General features: G+C 42.9%; 16 protein-coding genes. 11 read left to right on the top strand and 5 right to left on the bottom strand.

What is annotated here, in order from left to right; all coding sequences use genetic code 11:
• Nucleotides 1-9: 9 nt before the first annotated feature.
• Together JRG66_RS01420 and panB are read right to left on the bottom strand one after the other, a co-directional pair.
• Complete coding sequence (locus tag JRG66_RS01420) at nucleotides 10-426, bottom strand: hypothetical protein (protein WP_265163963.1); 417 nt, start codon at nucleotides 424-426, stop codon at nucleotides 10-12.
• A gap of 47 nt (nucleotides 427-473) precedes the next feature.
• Nucleotides 474-1292 (bottom strand): 3-methyl-2-oxobutanoate hydroxymethyltransferase, encoded by an 819-nt coding sequence (panB, locus tag JRG66_RS01415; protein ID WP_265163962.1) that lies wholly within the window; start codon nucleotides 1290-1292, stop codon nucleotides 474-476.
• Between the two features lie 55 nt (nucleotides 1293-1347).
• On the opposite strand from panB, the gene JRG66_RS01410 reads away from it, so the two are divergent.
• The gene (locus JRG66_RS01410; protein WP_265163961.1) at nucleotides 1348-1719 is read left to right on the top strand and encodes a nuclear transport factor 2 family protein; all 372 of its coding nucleotides are present in this window, start codon (nucleotides 1348-1350) and stop codon (nucleotides 1717-1719) included.
• A gap of 359 nt (nucleotides 1720-2078) precedes the next feature.
• On the opposite strand, the gene JRG66_RS01405 is transcribed toward JRG66_RS01410, so the two are convergent.
• Nucleotides 2079-3512, bottom strand: coding sequence for an L-serine ammonia-lyase (locus tag JRG66_RS01405; protein WP_265163960.1), 1434 nt, complete (start codon nucleotides 3510-3512; stop codon nucleotides 2079-2081).
• A gap of 107 nt (nucleotides 3513-3619) precedes the next feature.
• On the opposite strand from JRG66_RS01405, the gene JRG66_RS01400 reads away from it, so the two are divergent.
• The 3 genes from JRG66_RS01400 to dnaK all read left to right on the top strand — a co-directional run bounded on the left by JRG66_RS01400 (nucleotide 3620) and on the right by dnaK (nucleotide 7327).
• On the top strand, nucleotides 3620-3988 hold the full coding sequence (locus JRG66_RS01400) for a S24 family peptidase (RefSeq protein WP_265163959.1): 369 nt from the start codon (nucleotides 3620-3622) through the stop codon (nucleotides 3986-3988).
• Nucleotides 3985-5262 (top strand): Y-family DNA polymerase, encoded by a 1278-nt coding sequence (locus JRG66_RS01395; protein WP_265163958.1) that lies wholly within the window; start codon nucleotides 3985-3987, stop codon nucleotides 5260-5262. The genes JRG66_RS01400 and JRG66_RS01395 overlap by 4 nt, the downstream gene beginning before the upstream one ends.
• 127 nt (nucleotides 5263-5389) lie before the next feature.
• Nucleotides 5390-7327, top strand: a complete 1938-nt coding sequence (gene dnaK, locus JRG66_RS01390) for a molecular chaperone DnaK (RefSeq protein WP_265163957.1) — start codon at nucleotides 5390-5392, stop codon at nucleotides 7325-7327.
• A 675-nt stretch (nucleotides 7328-8002) separates the two neighbouring features.
• On the opposite strand, the gene JRG66_RS01385 is transcribed toward dnaK, so the two are convergent.
• Nucleotides 8003-8641, bottom strand: coding sequence for an alpha/beta hydrolase (locus JRG66_RS01385; RefSeq protein ID WP_265163956.1), 639 nt, complete (start codon nucleotides 8639-8641; stop codon nucleotides 8003-8005).
• Nucleotides 8642-8689: 48 nt separating this feature from the next.
• On the opposite strand from JRG66_RS01385, the gene JRG66_RS01380 reads away from it, so the two are divergent.
• The 4 genes from JRG66_RS01380 to JRG66_RS01365 are packed head-to-tail and all read left to right on the top strand — an operon-like array spanning nucleotide 8690 to nucleotide 12936.
• Entirely contained in the window at nucleotides 8690-9118 is a 429-nt protein-coding gene (locus tag JRG66_RS01380) for a PaaI family thioesterase (RefSeq protein WP_265163955.1), read from the top strand.
• Entirely contained in the window at nucleotides 9111-10274 is a 1164-nt protein-coding gene (locus JRG66_RS01375; RefSeq protein ID WP_265163954.1) for a chorismate-binding protein, read from the top strand. Before JRG66_RS01380 ends, JRG66_RS01375 begins: the two co-directional genes overlap by 8 nt.
• Nucleotides 10275-10329: 55 nt before the next feature.
• A complete protein-coding gene (gene menD, locus JRG66_RS01370; protein ID WP_265163953.1) occupies nucleotides 10330-12060 on the top strand; it encodes a 2-succinyl-5-enolpyruvyl-6-hydroxy-3-cyclohexene-1-carboxylic-acid synthase in 1731 nt (576 codons plus the stop codon).
• Nucleotides 12061-12096: 36 nt separating this feature from the next.
• Nucleotides 12097-12936 carry a CvfB family protein gene (locus tag JRG66_RS01365; RefSeq protein ID WP_265163952.1) on the top strand — a complete coding sequence of 280 codons (840 nt, stop codon included), beginning with the start codon at nucleotides 12097-12099 and terminating at the stop codon, nucleotides 12934-12936.
• On the opposite strand, the gene JRG66_RS01360 is transcribed toward JRG66_RS01365, so the two are convergent.
• The gene (locus JRG66_RS01360) at nucleotides 12915-13448 is read right to left on the bottom strand and encodes a hypothetical protein (RefSeq protein ID WP_265163951.1); all 534 of its coding nucleotides are present in this window, start codon (nucleotides 13446-13448) and stop codon (nucleotides 12915-12917) included. The two genes, JRG66_RS01365 and JRG66_RS01360, sit on opposite strands and share 22 nt — an antisense overlap.
• Before the next feature lie 136 nt (nucleotides 13449-13584).
• Between JRG66_RS01360 and JRG66_RS01355 the strand changes: the two genes are divergently transcribed.
• Genes JRG66_RS01355 through JRG66_RS01345 form a run of 3 tightly spaced genes read left to right on the top strand, consistent with a single transcriptional unit; the run spans nucleotide 13585 to nucleotide 16452 of the window.
• Nucleotides 13585-14424: a 1,4-dihydroxy-2-naphthoyl-CoA synthase gene (locus tag JRG66_RS01355; RefSeq protein WP_265163950.1), complete on the top strand. Its 840-nt coding sequence runs from the start codon at nucleotides 13585-13587 to the stop codon at nucleotides 14422-14424.
• Complete coding sequence (locus tag JRG66_RS01350; RefSeq protein WP_265163949.1) at nucleotides 14412-14945, top strand: PH domain-containing protein; 534 nt, start codon at nucleotides 14412-14414, stop codon at nucleotides 14943-14945. The genes JRG66_RS01355 and JRG66_RS01350 overlap by 13 nt, the downstream gene beginning before the upstream one ends.
• Nucleotides 14938-16452: a PH domain-containing protein gene (locus JRG66_RS01345; protein ID WP_265163948.1), complete on the top strand. Its 1515-nt coding sequence runs from the start codon at nucleotides 14938-14940 to the stop codon at nucleotides 16450-16452. Before JRG66_RS01350 ends, JRG66_RS01345 begins: the two co-directional genes overlap by 8 nt.
• Nucleotides 16453-16489 lie beyond the last annotated feature (37 nt).

Below are 16489 nucleotides of genomic sequence, written 5' to 3'. Positions count from 1 at the left end.
TGGCAAATTTTATGTGGTTTTTGTAGCGTAGCCAGCAAAGGGGTTTTCCTGGACTTCTAAAGAGCCTATAATATTCAAAAGTTGTTGCAGGGAATCTTTCTCAATAATTCCTGTGTTGATGCCTATCTTTTCTTCGGAAGTAAAAAGTTTTACGCTGCCTGGATAAGACTGCACCTTAATAATGTTGTGAAGTTCAATAGTTTTCCTGCGGAGGGAATTTTTGGTTAAGAACCCTTTTTCAATGCTCAGGTACTGATTTTTCTTTTCAAAGAAGAAGGTTCCAACCATTAATATTCCGAGGAAGAGCTGAAAATAAGTAAAATAGGTGGCAGTTCCTTCAAAGATCCTTAGGCCTCCTAAAATGGCAAATAGAGCTCCTAATATAAGATTGGAAAAAAGTCGCCTTTTTGAATACCTGATTTTCATACCGAAATACTTTTACTTCGTACTTCTAACTTCTAAAATCTAACATTTTAATACTGTTCTTCATCTGTTGGGAAACTTCTGCTCTTCACGTCATTCCGGTACTGCTCAAAAGCTTTTGTCATTTCAGAATAAAGGTCCAGGTACCTTCTCAAAAACCGCGGATTAAACTCGTGGGTCATTCCAATCATGTCGTGAACTACCAGTACCTGGCCGTCAACGCCATTTCCGGCACCAATCCCTATTACCGGAATGGTAAGGCTTTCGGCTACTTCTTTCGCCAGTTTGGCAGGTACTTTTTCTAAAACCAATGCAAAACATCCGGCTTTTTCGAGCATCAAAGCATCAGTTTTGAGCTTTTCAGCTTCAGCTTCTTCCTTGGCGCGAACCGTATAAGTCCCGAATTTGTAGATGGACTGCGGGGTCAATCCCAGGTGACCCATTACCGGGATTCCTGCGTTTAGAATACGTTTTACTGAATCTTTGATCTCTTTGCCACCTTCGAGCTTTACTGCGTGTCCGCCGCTCTCTTTCATGATCCTTATCGCTGACCGTAAAGCTTCCTTGGGGTCACTCTGGTAACTTCCGAAGGGTAGGTCTACAACCACAAGGGCACGTTCTACGGCACGCACCACGCTGGCTGCGTGATAGATCATTTGATCGAGGGTGATGGGCAGCGTGGTTTCATGTCCCGCCATCACATTACTGGCCGAATCTCCTACCAAAATCACATCTATCCCTGCACCGTCAACTATTTTTGCCATAGAAAAATCGTATGCAGTAAGCATGGAAATTTTTTCCCCCTGGGCTTTCATTTCAACCAGGGACTTGGTAGTGATCCTTTTATATTGCTTCTTGGCGACTGACATACTTGTAAATTTAAAATTCAGGTAAAAGTACTAAATTACATTCAAAACTGAACACATGAAAAGACTTGTAGCCACTGCTGTTTTTGTGATTTTTGGAACCTTTGCCTTTGCGCAGACAACTTCTGAAGAAGAAAAGGTAAAAGAAGTAGTGGATACCTTTTTTGAAGGTTTTCACGCCAGGGATTCTTTGCTGATGAAATCGGTTTTTTATGAAGATCCTGTGATACAAACCATTGCAAAGGGGAAGAACGGAGATACCCAGTTAGTGAATGAAGAACTTGAAAAGCTGCTGAAAGGAATTGTTTCTATTCCCCTGAAGACTTCTTTCAGGGAAATACTTCAGGATTATGTGATTAAAATTGACGGCGATATGGCAAATGCCTGGACGCCTTATTCCTTTTATATGAATGAAACTTTTAGCCATTGAGGAGTTAATAACTTTCAGCTACTGAAGCAAAATGGTGAATGGAAGATCATTTATTTGATCGATACCAGGAGAAGAGAGGGGTGTGAGGATAGGAAACTCAAATAATATTCAAGCACCAAGCACCAAGCACCAAGCACCAAATTCAAAATCTTAAATTCAAAATCTCAAATCCCAAATTCCAAGTTCCATATTCCAATCACTTCGCGTTCTCTCTGCCTTCGGAAGGAAAAAATAGAGAATTTAAAAACCTCAACTGAGTTTTATGATCTAAATACTCATATCTAATATCTCATATCTAAGTGCCCGGAGGGCGGGGTGGTAAAAATCTCACATCTCAAATCTAATATCTCAAATCTATTTTAGCAGTCGCTCAAACTCACCCTTACTGCCAATCCTCCTTCCGAAGTTTCTTTGTATTTAGAGTTCATGTCTTTTGCAGTTTCCCACATGGTCTCGATCACTTTATCTAGAGGAACTTTTGCGTGAATAGAATCGGCATCCAGGGCCATTTCTGCCGCGTTTATGGCCTTGATGGCACCCATGGAGTTTCTTTCAATACAGGGGATTTGTACGAGTCCGGCAATGGGGTCACAGGTGAGGCCGAGGTGGTGTTCCATGGCAATTTCGGAAGCCATCATGACCTGCTCTGGCGTTCCGCCCATGACTTCCGTCAAAGCTCCGGCGGCCATGGAGGAGGAAACTCCAATTTCTGCCTGGCAACCACCCATAGCTGCAGATATGGTAGCTCCTTTTTTGAATAGACTTCCAATTTCTCCTGCTACGAGAAGGAACTGTTTGATCTTTTCGAAACCGGCGTCGTGGTTTTCTATAGTGAGGTAATACATAAGAACTGCGGGAATAACCCCGGCACTCCCGTTTGTTGGTGCAGTAACAACACGGCCTAAGGAAGCATTCACTTCATTAACTCCCAAAGCAAAACAGCTTACCCATTTTAAAATAGAACGGAATTTCACTTCAGTTTTGCGAATGGCTTCTATCCATTCTTCTTTGGTGTTATAGCTGGAGTTGCCTATCAGCTTTTTGTGAGAATCGGGAGCACGTCGGCGTACGTTGAGTCCGCCGGGCAGGGTGCCTTCCGTATGGCAGCCTAGGTACATGGATTCCAGCATCACGTCCCACACAGCTTTTAGTCCGGCATCGATCTCTTCTTCGCTGCGAAGAGATTTTTCGTTCTCGTAAACTATTTCTGAAATCTTCTTATTTTCCTGCTTGCAATAAGCGGCAAGATCGGTTCCTTTAACGATTGGAAATGGAAATTCCTGAAATTTCTTCAGCTGCTTTCTGGCATTTTTGCGTTCTTCCTTAACTACAAATCCGCCGCCGATAGAGTAGAAGGTGGAGGAGGTTGTTTTTCCGGAGGAAAGTTGGGCGGTGAACTTCATCCCGTTGGGGTGGAAGGGCAGGAATTTCTTGTTAAAAACGATATCGTTTTCGAGCTTAAAATCTATACTGCGCTCGCCATTGAGGTTAAGCCGGTTAAAGGTGCGGATATTATTGATCTCAGGATCAATGTTCTCTACCGGAACGGTTACAGGGTCATAACCCAAAAGCCCTAAAACAGAAGCAAGGTCTGTAGCATGGCCTTTTCCGGTAAGGGAAAGGGAACCATAAAGGTGTACGGTAACTTTTTCTACCAGATCAAATTTCTGGGCTTCTTTTAACTCCCCGATCCATCTTTCGGCAGCCCGCCAGGGGCCAAGGGTATGGGAGCTGGAAGGGCCAACTCCTATTTTAAGCATGTCAAAAACGCTGATACTTTCAATTTTCTGCATTCGAGGGATAAAATTTAGGGGTAAAATTAATTTTTTCTTTTTGAACTGGGTATAAAAAACAACAGGGAAATATTCCATCATATTGGAATATTTCCTAATTTTGAACTATGCAAAGACTTATTTCAGAAAAAATCCGAAAGGGTAAAGACAGGCATAGAGCAGAAGTTTCAAAGCAAACCGGATTTCCCAGTGCAGCCACTCATTATTATGAACCTCCAATAGATTTGAACAATGAATTAGTTTACAATCAGGATTCAACATTCTTTGTTAGGGTTGAAGGCAGTAACTGGTCTAAATTTAATATCTGGGATAAAGATGTTCTTATTATAGACCGGTCTATGGAGCTTAAGCCAGATTGTATGGCGCTTATAGTAAAAGATGGTGAATTTGATATTGTGCAATTTTCAGGTGAATCCACGCAGCCCGAATTTCTGTTGTGGGGTGTGGTTACTTATGTAATACATGCTGTGATATGATTGCGATGGTAGATTGTAATAGTTTTTATGCTTCCTGCGAACAGGTTTTTAGACCCGATCTCTGGGGGAAGCCGGTAGTAGTGTTGAGCAACAATGATGGTTGTGTGATTGCAGCAAATAAAGAGGCTAAATCTCTGGCACATATTCCTATGTTTGAACCTGTCTTTAAAATTAAAGATATTCTGGTAAAGAATAATGTGACTTTCTTTTCTTCTAATTACACTTTATATGGAGAAATGTCACAGCGGGTGATGAATATCTTAAAGACTTTTTCTCCTATGGTTGAGGTTTACAGTATTGATGAAGCTTTTGTGGAATTAACCGGCTTAAATAACATAAACCTTTCTGAATATGGCCAAACAATTAAAGAGCAGATATTTAAGTATACCGGTTTGCCGGTGGGGGTAGGTATTGCTCCTACAAAAGTCCTGGCTAAACTGGCAAATAGGATTGCCAAGAAAGAGGAAATCCACCAACATGTATATGTGATTGATTCTGAAGAGAAAAAGCGAGTAGCTTTAAAAAAAGTGAAGATTAATGATGTGTGGGGAATAGGAAGGCAGCATGCCCAACGACTTCAGGAAAGAAGGGTGTTTACTGCATTTGATTTTGCTTACAATGTGCCTCTTGCCTGGGTGCGTAAAGAGATGACTGTAGTGGGCGAACGTTTATGGCGTGAGTTGAGAGGGGAGTCATGTATAGAGTTTACTACTATTCCTAAATCTAAAAAGGGAATAGGTACAGCGAAGTCTTTTGGAAAACGACTGGAAGACCTTGATATGATCGAAGAAGTATGCGCTTATTACATTAGCGAGGTAAGCGAGGTTATGCGGGCCCAGGGTTCATGCGCTTCATATGTGCAAGTGTTTATACATACCAATTATCACAGTAAAATTGATAAGCGATATTCTGAAAGTTGTACCGTGACTTTGCCTATTCCTACTAATAATACATTTGTTCTAATCAGCGAAGCAAGAAAAGCCCTGCATAAAATATATAAACCGGGTTTTCGCTATAAAAAAGTGGGGGTCAATTTAAGCGGAATTATTCCACAGGAATATGTGCAGGCCAATTTATTTGAACAACCTTCTAAGATTTCTAATCCGGTTCTTATGAAAGTCTTGGATGGGATCAATAACAAATATGGGAAAGCTACAGTCGCTTCAGCTATTACCGGCACCCGAAAACACGAGTGGGAGCTTATTAAAAAACATCGAAGCCCCTATTATACCACACAATGGCAGGAACTTCTTAAAATAAGTAGTAAATCTTAATTTTTGAAAGTCAGATGCCTGTCTTTTTATGTGACATCCTGTCATATAATTTCTGCTGGCATAATGATTGACTTTAAGTGGTTGTTCAAATAAAAATCAGAAATAATAAATAACAACCTATAGAATTATGAGTAAAATAATTGGAATCGACTTAGGTACTACCAACTCCTGTGTTGCCGTGATGGAAGGTAACGAGCCAACGGTGATACCTAATGCCGAAGGAAAAAGAACTACTCCTTCTGTAATCGCATTTGTAGAAGGAGGCGAAATAAAAGTAGGGGATCCTGCAAAGCGTCAGGCTGTAACTAACCCGCAAAAAACCATTTCCTCTATCAAGAGGTTTATGGGAAATAAATATTCTGAAGTTTCTAAAGAAGCCGGAAGGGTTCCTTATAAAGTGGTAAAAGGTGATAACGATACTCCGCGTGTGGAAATCGACGGACGTAAATATACTCCGCAGGAACTTTCTGCCATGGTGCTTCAGAAAATGAAGAAAACTGCCGAGGATTATCTTGGGCAGGATGTAAATGAAGCCGTTATTACCGTACCTGCATACTTTAATGACTCTCAGCGTCAGGCTACAAAAGAGGCCGGTGAGATCGCAGGTCTTAAAGTAAGACGTATCATTAACGAGCCTACTGCAGCTGCACTGGCTTACGGACTTGATAAAAAATCCCAAGATCAGAAGATCGCAGTTTATGACCTTGGTGGTGGTACATTTGATATCTCTATCCTTGAATTAGGGGACGGAGTTTTTGAAGTACTTTCTACTAACGGTGATACCCACCTTGGAGGTGATGATTTTGACGAGGTGATCATCGATTATCTCGCAGATACTTTTCAAAAGCAGGAGGATATCGACCTTAGAAAAGACCCAATGGCACTTCAGCGTTTGAAGGAAGCTGCTGAAAAAGCTAAAATTGAGCTTTCCTCTTCTTCTCAAACTGAAATTAACCTGCCATACGTAACTGCAACCGCTAGCGGACCAAAGCACCTTGTAGAAACTCTTACAAGATCTAAGTTCGAGCAACTTGCCGATAACCTCGTGAAGCGTTCTATGGATCCTGTGCAAAAAGCACTTAGCGATGCAGGGCTTTCAAAAAGTGATATTGACGAGGTAATCCTTGTTGGTGGATCAACCCGTATTCCTAAAATTCAGCAGGAAGTAGAAAATTTCTTCGGAAAAAAACCTTCTAAAGGTGTAAACCCGGATGAAGTTGTGGCGATTGGTGCAGCTATCCAGGGAGGTGTACTTACAGGAGATGTAAAAGATGTACTGCTTCTTGACGTAACTCCGTTGTCTCTTGGTATTGAAACTATGGGGGGTGTGATGACTAAATTGATCGAGTCTAACACGACCATTCCTACCAAAAAATCACAGGTATTCTCTACCGCGGCCGACAATCAGCCTTCTGTTGAGATCCACGTGTTGCAGGGAGAGCGTCCAATGGCAGCCGATAACAAGACTATTGGTAGATTCCACCTTGACGGAATTCCACCGGCACCAAGAGGAACACCTCAAATTGAAGTGACCTTTGACATCGATGCCAACGGTATCATCAAAGTAAGCGCTACAGATAAAGCTACCGGTAAATCTCAGGATATTAGAATCGAGGCCTCTTCAGGTCTTACTGAAGAAGAGATCCAAAAGATGAAGCAGGAAGCTGAAGCTAATGCTGAAACTGATAAAAAAGCCAAAGAAAAAGTAGATAAGCTTAACGAAGCTGATGCTATGATCTTCCAGACTGAAAAGCAGTTGAAAGAATTTGGCGATAAACTTTCTGATGACAAGAAGAAGCCAATCGAAGAGGCTTTGGAAGAATTAAAGAAAGCTTACGAGACTAAAGAAGTAGAAACTATTCAGCCTGCATTAGACAAGATCAATGAGGCATGGAAAGTAGCTTCTGAAGAAATGTACAAAGCACAAGCCGAGCAGGGCGGAGCTGCCGGAGGCCCACAGGGTGGACCCGGAGCCGGAGCCCAGGGCGCAACCGGAGGACAGGCCGGAGGTGACTCTAAGCAGGGTGACGATGTAGAAGACGTTGACTTTGAAGAAGTGAAATAAGCAGAGAACAGGTTTTGTGAAGCAAAGCCTTGTGAATCGCTTATCCCGACGAAAGGAGGGATCTAATCCCTCCTAACCTCCCCTTGAAAAGGGGAGGAATTGGATGAATATTAAAGCGCTGCCAATTGGTAGCGCTTTTTTTTTACTTTGAAAAGTCCCCTCCTGCGGAGGGGTGGCCGAAGGTCGGGGTGGGAGTTTGGACTCGGCACGGATTGCAAATCCGCGCCAACATCTTATTGGAGTCTAATTTTTTATTTACAAGGACCTCTCGACTCCGCTCGAGGTGACATAGCCCTATTTATTATAATTACGTCAAGCTGAACTTGTTTCAGCTTCTCAATGGGTTTCAAGAAAAATATTTCTGTTCTTTTTCCATTGATGAAAAAGAACCAACCCCGACGCTTCGGGGCCAGGCTTACGAAAATTGATCTAAATTTTTCGTTCAATGACTAAATTTTCTGAACTCGCGATTAAAGTTAGTATAACGATAAAAAGTCGTTAGGCTCAAACAGCAGAAAATTAAACGTCCTTTCACTTCAAATTTCACGATCAATTTTCGATAGGCCGTTGAAAACCCGTTGACATTATAATTTAAGGCTGGAACCAGATAAGGAGTTTTTTGAAAAAGTCTTGGCTCTTGGCTCTGGCAGCGCAGCGGTCTTGTCTCTCTAAAACTTATTCTCCCGCCAGTTTAATAATCACCTGTTGATTCACCTCATGCCCGCCATTAAAAGGAACAAACTTCAAATTTTTCGGAAATAATTCCCTGATCCTTTTTTCTTCAGATTCAAGAAATTCTTTGTTGATGAAAGGATCTTCAGTTCCATATACAAAATTCACCTGCCCCTCAAAAAAGGCAAAATCTGAAGGCTTTAATTCCGAAGGAATTCTGCCGGAATTGAGGATGAGATGTGACGGCCGAAGCTTTCTTTTTACCATCCATCGAGTGGCAATGGACACTCCCTGGGAGTAGCCGAAAAGGATTAAATTTTTGGCATTTTTGACACCCTCGGTATTGTAGACTTTATCCAGGTAAGCCAGCACATTTCCCATCTCCTGCTGTGTTTCTTCGCGCGTGGCCCATGAAGCGCCAACATGCTCATATTTACCGTTAAGGTAGTACTTTGAAGGGGCCTGTGGTGCAATAATGTAGTTTTTTTCCTTGTTTAGCTGCCTGAAATACTTCAGGAAATAGCGGCTCAAATAGCCAATTCCGTGAAAAACCACCCAAACGTTTTCAGTTTTTTCGGTAAACTGGTTCAAAGTGCTGTAGGTATTGGTGGTTTGGTAAGAAACCTTTTTTTCGCGGCTCATAAATCTGCAGGTGTTTTGTACTTTTACAAAGAAACCAATCTATTTGCTATGACCAAAGAGGAAATTCTGGAGCTTTCGAAAAAAGTGTCGAAAAATACGCTCATGGAAACCCTTGATATAGAATTTACCGAAGTAGGTGACGATTACCTTATTGCCAGAATGCCAGTCACTTCCAAAGTGCACCAGCCAGACGGGGTGCTTCACGGCGGCGCTACGGTTGCCCTGGCCGAAAGTGTGGGAAGCCTTGCCAGTTATGTCTTTTTGGATACCGATGAATTTGTTGTGCGCGGAATCGAGATCGCTGCCAATCATCTAAAAAGCATTTCTGAAGGTTATGTTTTCGCAAAAGCCCAATACCTTCATAAAGGCCGAACTACCCAACTTTGGGATATTAAAATTACTGACGAGGCTGAAAACCTTATTTCTGTAGTGAAATTGACTACGATCACCCTCCCGAAAAAGAAAAGCAATGCCTGAAGCTGATTTTTTCAATAAGCTGAAACAACACTTTGAGATGCAGCTGCCTTTTGTGGCCTACCGTAAGCCAATTCTCATAGGAAATTTAGGTACGGTTACCGCTTTTTTGCAGCAGGATGACTACTTGAATTATACCGAAGCTTTTTCTGAAAGCGGCTTCGTTTTTGCCCCTTTTGACACTTCAGGGAAAGCAATTCTCTTTCCTGAAAATGCTTCGGAAAAGCACATTTTTGAGCAGGTAGTTTCTGATGAAGCTGCTGTTACGGGAAAGTCTCAAAAAGGGCAAATTTCAGAAGAAAAAAAGTCGGCTCACATTGAGCTGGTAAGAAAAGCAGTTACAGCCCTGCAGGCCGGGGAAATGGACAAGGTAGTACTTTCCCGCAGGGAAGAAGTTGGTTTACAGCAGCAGGGTCCTTTAAAGCTCTTTAATGAACTTCTGAAAACGTACTCCACAGCCTTTGTGTATTGCTGGTTTCATCCAAAAGTGGGTTGCTGGCTGGGTGCCACGCCCGAAACTTTGATGAAGCTGGAGCATAACCAATTTAAGACCATGGCTCTGGCCGGAACCCAAAAATTCCAGGGAAGCATGGAGGTGGAGTGGGGAGAGAAAGAAAAGCAGGAGCAGCAATTTGTCACCGATTCTATTCTGGAAAACCTGAAAGCTTCGGGGATAGAAGCTCTCGAAATATCTGAACCTTATACCGCAAAAGCAGGGAATTTATTGCATTTGCGAACAGATATATATGGAACGCTGGCCAGTACAGCCGTTCCGCGGAACGGCTCAGCCAGATTGGCGAATATAATCTCTGCCCTGCATCCGACCCCCGCCGTAGGCGGCCTGCCGAAGGAAAAAGCCAGGAAATTCATCCTTTCAGAAGAACATTACGACCGGGAATTCTACACCGGATTTTTAGGAGAATTAAACCTTCAGAAAAATATGCAACGCTCCCTAACCAGGAGGAATGTGGAAAATTTGGCTTACCGGACTGTGAAAAAAGAAACCGACCTTTATGTAAACCTGCGCTGCATGAAAATAGAAGCGGGGAAGGCAGTTTTGTTCATTGGCGGCGGTATTACCAAAGATTCTGTTCCCGAAGATGAATGGGAAGAGACAGTGAACAAGGCGGAAACGATGAAGAAAGTATTATTGAAATAGAATTTTTAGACCTACAAGGTTTTGGAAACCTTGCAGGTCTGACAAAAAAAATAAAATGAAATACCCAAAAATACCTGTTGCAAGATCTATAGTAGCACTTTGTGAAGCCAAGGGAATTCACCACGTGGTGATCTCTCCCGGCTCCCGCAATGCGCCGCTTACCACCGGTTTTGCTTATCATCCAAACATCAAGACCTACAGCGTCGTTGACGAACGCTGCGCTGCATTTGTGGCTGTTGGCATGGCCCAGCAACTACAGAAACCTGTGGCTGTGGTTTGTACATCAGGCTCGGCGCTGCTCAATTATTATCCGGCGGTGGCAGAGGCATTTTACAGCGACATTCCGCTGGTGGTGATCTCTGCCGACAGGCCTATTGAGCGCATCGATATTGGCGACGGACAAACCATCAGGCAAAAGAACGTTTTTGAGAACCACATCCTGTATTCGGCTAATTTGCATTCAGAATTGGTGCTTGAAAATGAGGCGAAAGACAAAAAACTTCAGCAGAAGCAATTTGAATCTCAAAAGCACAACGAGCGGGAGATCAACCTGGCATTAAACAAAGCCATTGAAGAGAAAGGGCCTGTACATATCAACGTGCCTTTCTATGAACCGCTTTATGAGACGGTTGAAGATGTGGAGGTGAATCCCATCCAGATCTTACCGGAGATCATTGAAAGAACGTACTCTCAAAATCAGCTGCAGGCTTATGCCGATCTTTGGAACAGGGCAGCGAGAAAAATGGTGATTATAGGCGTGTCTTCACCAAATTTGGTAGAGCAGCAATTTCTAGACAGGCTGGCTAATGATCCTTCGGTCATCGTGTTTACGGAAACCACCTCAAACGTGCAGCAGGAGAAATTTTTCACCCGGATTGATACCATTATTGGTCCCATTGAAAAAGATGAATATAGAGAACAGCTTTTTGACAATTTGCAACCCGAAATCCTGCTCACTTTCGGCGGAATGATCGTGTCAAAAAAGATCAAAGCTTTTCTGCGGAATTATCAGCCGAAACATCACTGGCACGTAGATCCAAAAAAGGCATACAACACCTTCTTTTGCCTGAACAAGCATTTCGAGACTTCAGTAAATTCCTTCTTTAATCAGTTTTTTCCACTCACAGAAATTTCTGAAAGTAATTATGCCGAATACTGGCAGGAGGTGAGAAGCAGGAGAAAAATAAAACACGAAGATTATATGGGCAGGATCCCGTATTCTGACCTGAAGGCCATGCAGCTCATTTGCCCTGAAGTGTCCGAAAATAGCATTGTACAACTGGCTAACAGCTCCACCATTAGGTACGCGCAGCTCTTCAGGTGGAAAGAGAGCCTTAAAATCTACTGTAACCGAGGTACCAGCGGGATTGACGGTAGTATTTCGACTGCGGTGGGCGCTGCGATAGTTTCAGACGAGCCGGTTTTAATGATCACGGGAGATCTCAGCTTTTTCTATGACAGCAATGCTTTATGGAACAAACATATTCCGAAGAATTTCAGAATAATTATCTTAAATAACCGGGGAGGCGGGATTTTCAGGATACTTCCAGGGGACAAAAATTCTGAAACCTTTGACGAATATTTTGAAACGGTGCACGATCTCCATGCCAAACCTATTTGTGATTTGTATGGCTTTGAATACTCCCGGGCCCAAACTTCCGAAGAAATAAAGCAGGGCTTAATTGCCTTTTTTGACACCTCAGACAAGCCGAAGGTCCTGGAAATTTTTACACCCAGAAAAGTGAATGATGAAGTTTTACTGGAGTATTTCAGTTTCGTGCGGTAGCCGTTAAATTTAAGTACCTTTACCAAAATTTTGACTATGCTTGCGATTGGAGAATACCATATCCTGAAAATTGACCGAGACACCGAACCCGGCCTTTTCCTGAAAGACGATGACGGGAACGAGGTGCTGTTGCCGAATAAATACAAACCTGAAACTTTCGAAATTGAAGACAGCCTGGAGGTTTTTGTCTACCTGGATCACGAAGAAAGGCCTGTGGCTACTACCCTTAAGCCTTTTGTGAAGCTGGATGAATTCGGGTTTTTAAAGTGTGTGGAGGTAAGTGAGATTGGAGCTTTTATGGATTGGGGGCTCGAAAAACACCTTTTTGTGCCTTTCAAAGAGCAGGCGGTAAAAATGAGAGAAGGCGAACGTTACCTTATTTTTTGTTATCTGGATGAATTAACAGACAGGCTTGTAGGTTCCAGTAAAGTAGATGCTTTTTTGGATAATTCCGAACTTACGGTAACGGCTTTTGAAGAGGTAGACCTCATTGTCGCGAATCCTACGGAATTGGGCTGGAATGTGATTGTAAACGAGATCCACAAAGGATTGCTTTACAAAGATGAAGTTTTTCAGAAATTGCACGTGGGAGACAGGTTAAAGGGATTTGTGAAGAAGACGAGGCCAGACGGAAAGATTGATATTAGCCTTCAACGCCCCGGATATCGCAGTATTGAACCTAATGCGCAGGAATTGTTAAACCTACTTGAAATTAAAGGTGGCTTTTTAGCTCTAACAGATAAATCTTCTCCAAAAGAGATTGAAAAGGAGGTGCAAATGAGCAAAAAGAGCTTTAAGCGTGCCCTTGGAAACCTTTATAAGCAGCGCAAGGTGGAAATTAAAGACAACGGGATTTACCTCAAGAAAGGAGAATAGGGGTAAGGGGAAATATAGCCTCTTATACCTGAACGGGAGCGGTAAGGACTTTGTATTATGGGCGCCCGCATTTCTTCATAAGCCGGAATTTTCTTTTGCCCGGTATAAATATCATAGTTGGAACTTCTGTCATGAGCCCTTATTTCATTGGTGATCTCAATAAGCGCTTTTTCTCCCTTACTAATTGTAGGCAGGGGAGAGTCCAGTTCGACCAGGCCTTTTTCCTTTTCATAGCGTTCCTTTTCCATCATTGAAACCAAATTCACCTGTCTCTTTTGTTCTTTTTTGTCAAAACTAATCTCCTTTAGCGAAAATTGATTTTCCGGAAAAAGTTGTATAGGTACTGAAAGAGATGGCTGGATTCTAATATACTTTGTAAAAACTTCTTCAGGAGCAGTGAAATTTTCCTGATTTAATTCAGGAAGAGTATTGGGGCCAGGAGAATTTAATTCCTGAGAATAGCCATTTAATCCTAGTAGGAGTACCGCCAGAAGAGTTAGAAGTTTATTCATGTTAACCATTTGATGCCGTAGGATCAAAAATCGTACAAATTTTTTATTCTTCCGAAAGATAAAGCTTTTCTTGCGCCGGGCTTTTATGCTTCAGGGAAAATATAAAAGCCTTATTTTTGAGTAAAATTAGTGTACCATGACCAAACCAGATTATAAGACAGCAAAAGAATACGAAGATATCACCTATCAAAAATGCAATGGCGTAGCCCGAATTGCGTTTAACCGCCCTGAGGTGCGCAATGCCTTCAGGCCAAAAACCACGAGTGAATTATACGATGCTTTTTACGATGCGAATGAAGATACTTCTATAGGAGTTGTATTACTTTCTGCGGAAGGGCCTTCGCCTAAAGACGGCGTTTACAGTTTTTGCAGTGGTGGAGATCAAAAGGCGCGCGGGCATCAGGGTTATGTGGGAGAAGATGGAATGCACCGGCTGAATATACTGGAAGTCCAGAGATTAATAAGATTTATGCCGAAGGCTGTAATTGCAGTGGTACCGGGTTGGGCCGTAGGAGGCGGGCACAGCCTGCATGTGGTGTGTGACCTCACCCTTGCCAGTAAGGAACATGCAATTTTCAAACAAACCGATGCCGATGTTACCAGCTTTGACGGCGGATATGGATCTGCTTACCTGGCGAAGATGGTGGGCCAGAAAAAGGCACGCGAAATCTTCTTTTTAGGAAGAAATTATTCAGCCCAGGAAGCTTATGAAATGGGAATGGTGAATGCGGTGATTCCGCATGAAGAGCTTGAGGATACGGCTTATGAGTGGGCGCAGGAGATCCTGGCCAAATCCCCAACTTCAATAAAGATGCTGAAGTTTGCCATGAACCTTACCGACGACGGAATGGTAGGGCAGCAGGTGTTTGCCGGAGAAGCAACCCGCCTGGCTTATATGACCGATGAGGCCAAAGAAGGCAGAAATGCTTTCCTGGAAAAGAGAAAACCTAATTTTGAGAAAAAATGGATCCCGTAACCTCTTCGGAATTTTCCAATTTTGAGCTGGAAGTAGCTTCCCTTCCGAAGTTTGAGGAGGTGAAGCTGCACCCTGTTTCAAAAAAATACCTGGTAAAACTGCAGGTAGGTACGGCTATTTCCGTTTTGTTCTTTGCGGTGGGGCTGTTCCTGGGCTACACTTTTTTATCACCTCAGCTTCATGTGTACCTTAACTGGGCTGTTATCCTGCTTGTGATTCTCTTTAGCTGGTCAATTTTTAACAATAGTATGTATGTGAAGCGCAGCGGTTATGCCCTTAGGGAACAGGATATTATTTTTCAACGCGGATTTTTATTTGAAAAGACCACTGTAGTCCCCTTTAACAGGATTCAGCATGTTACTGTAGAGCGGTCTTTTCTGGATAAGATGCTGAATATCGCTTCCTTAAAGGTATTTACTGCCGGAGGATCGGGCAGCGATGTGAGCGTTCCGGGAATAAGACCTGAAACAGCTACCTCTCTAAAAGGGGAAATTTCGGGAAGAATCTATAAACATGCCTGATCACAATTTCTCAGAGCCGCAAAGGCAGTCGGGTGTGGGGTTGGTATTGATCTTTGCCACCTCCCTGTATCATATTGCCCGCAACCTGTGGGTGATCATCATTTATTTTGCGTTTAAAGACCTGGATCAGCGAACTGTGTTCATGGCCGGTGGTGCTATTTTGCTGGTATTGCTACTCAGCCTTGGTTACAGTATCCTTTATTTTTTAAATTTCAAATTCCATATTGATGAGAAAAATGAGGAGTTTGTGCTTCAAAAAGGGGTTTTTTCGACCGATGTTATAAACATCCCTTTTGAGAAGATCCAGCAGGTCAACTTCCGAAGGAATATTTTGCAGCGCATTATTGGCGTTTACAGTGTGGTGGTGGAGACCGCCGGGAGCCAGGAGAAGGAAGTGGAGATCAAAGCACTTTCGGGAGAGAAGGCCAATGCTTTAGCTGAAAAGCTGATGGCGCGCGCAGAAGAGGAACGGGCAGAAAAGGTTGAGGACAATCAGGTGGAAGCTGCTGCAGCTATTCCCCCTGCAACAGGCAAACCGCTGCCTCAATGGGAGCACAAAGTGAGCATGTTTACCCTGGTAAAGCTGGGGCTTACCTCAAATTACCTTCGCGGGGTAGGGATCATCATGGCGTTCTATTTTACGCTGCGGGAGCAGTTCATGTTCAATGAAGAGCTTTCTGCGCAGCTACAGGAGCCCGAGGCCTACTTAACACAGGGAGGTTATGCATTCATCATCTTTTTGCTACTGGTGGGAATGCTGTTAACAGTGGGGGAGACGCTTATCAAGTATTTTGGGCTGAATTTGCAAAAGTATAAAGATACCCTGCAGGTTGAAATGGGGCTCAGGAACAACACCAGGGTCAATTTGAGGGCCAGCCGCATCCAGTTGTTACAGGTGCTTACAAATCCTATTCAGAAGAAAATGGATCTGTACCAGGTAAACATTTCCTTGGCCAGCAGTGAAGACGATCTCGATAAGAACCAGGTGAAGATCGTTGGCCTGCCGCCCGGGGTGGTGAAGCAGGTGAAAGATTATTTTTATGAATCGGGTATTGAAGAGAATTTCAGGATCAGCCCGAGCAAATTTTTACTTTTCAGAAAGATTTCCCGCGGATTGATCCCTTTGGCTGTCATTTCGGTTTTTCTGATATTTTATCCGCAGGTCATGTTTCTTTCATGGATCCTGGGAGTAGCTTCAGTTTATGTAGTATTAATGGTGGTTTACAATTATTTTCATTACAAGAAGCTTCAGTTAGGCATTTCCAAAGAATTTTTAATAAGACATTCGGGAGTTTGGGTTCAAAAAGAGGAATATTTAGAGATCTTCAGGTTACAGGCTGTCTCAGTTTCCCAGCCTTTATGGTATAAAAGGAGGGGGCTTTGCAAGCTCACATTTCACTCGGCAGGTGGCGATGTGAACTTTCCCATGGTGAGCAAGGCAAAGGTGCAGCCTGTGCTCAACTACTTGCTCTACAAGATTGAAGTTACTGAAAGAGCCTGGATGTAACTGAAGCCGGTTCATTAAAACACTGCTTTCATCAATA

Origin of the sequence: Salinimicrobium tongyeongense, from assembly GCF_026109735.1 — a bacterium.
Lineage (GTDB): Bacteria > Bacteroidota > Bacteroidia > Flavobacteriales > Flavobacteriaceae > Salinimicrobium > Salinimicrobium tongyeongense.
The sequence above is the reverse complement of the archived record's forward strand: the minus strand, read 5'-3'. Positions and strand labels throughout refer to the sequence as shown.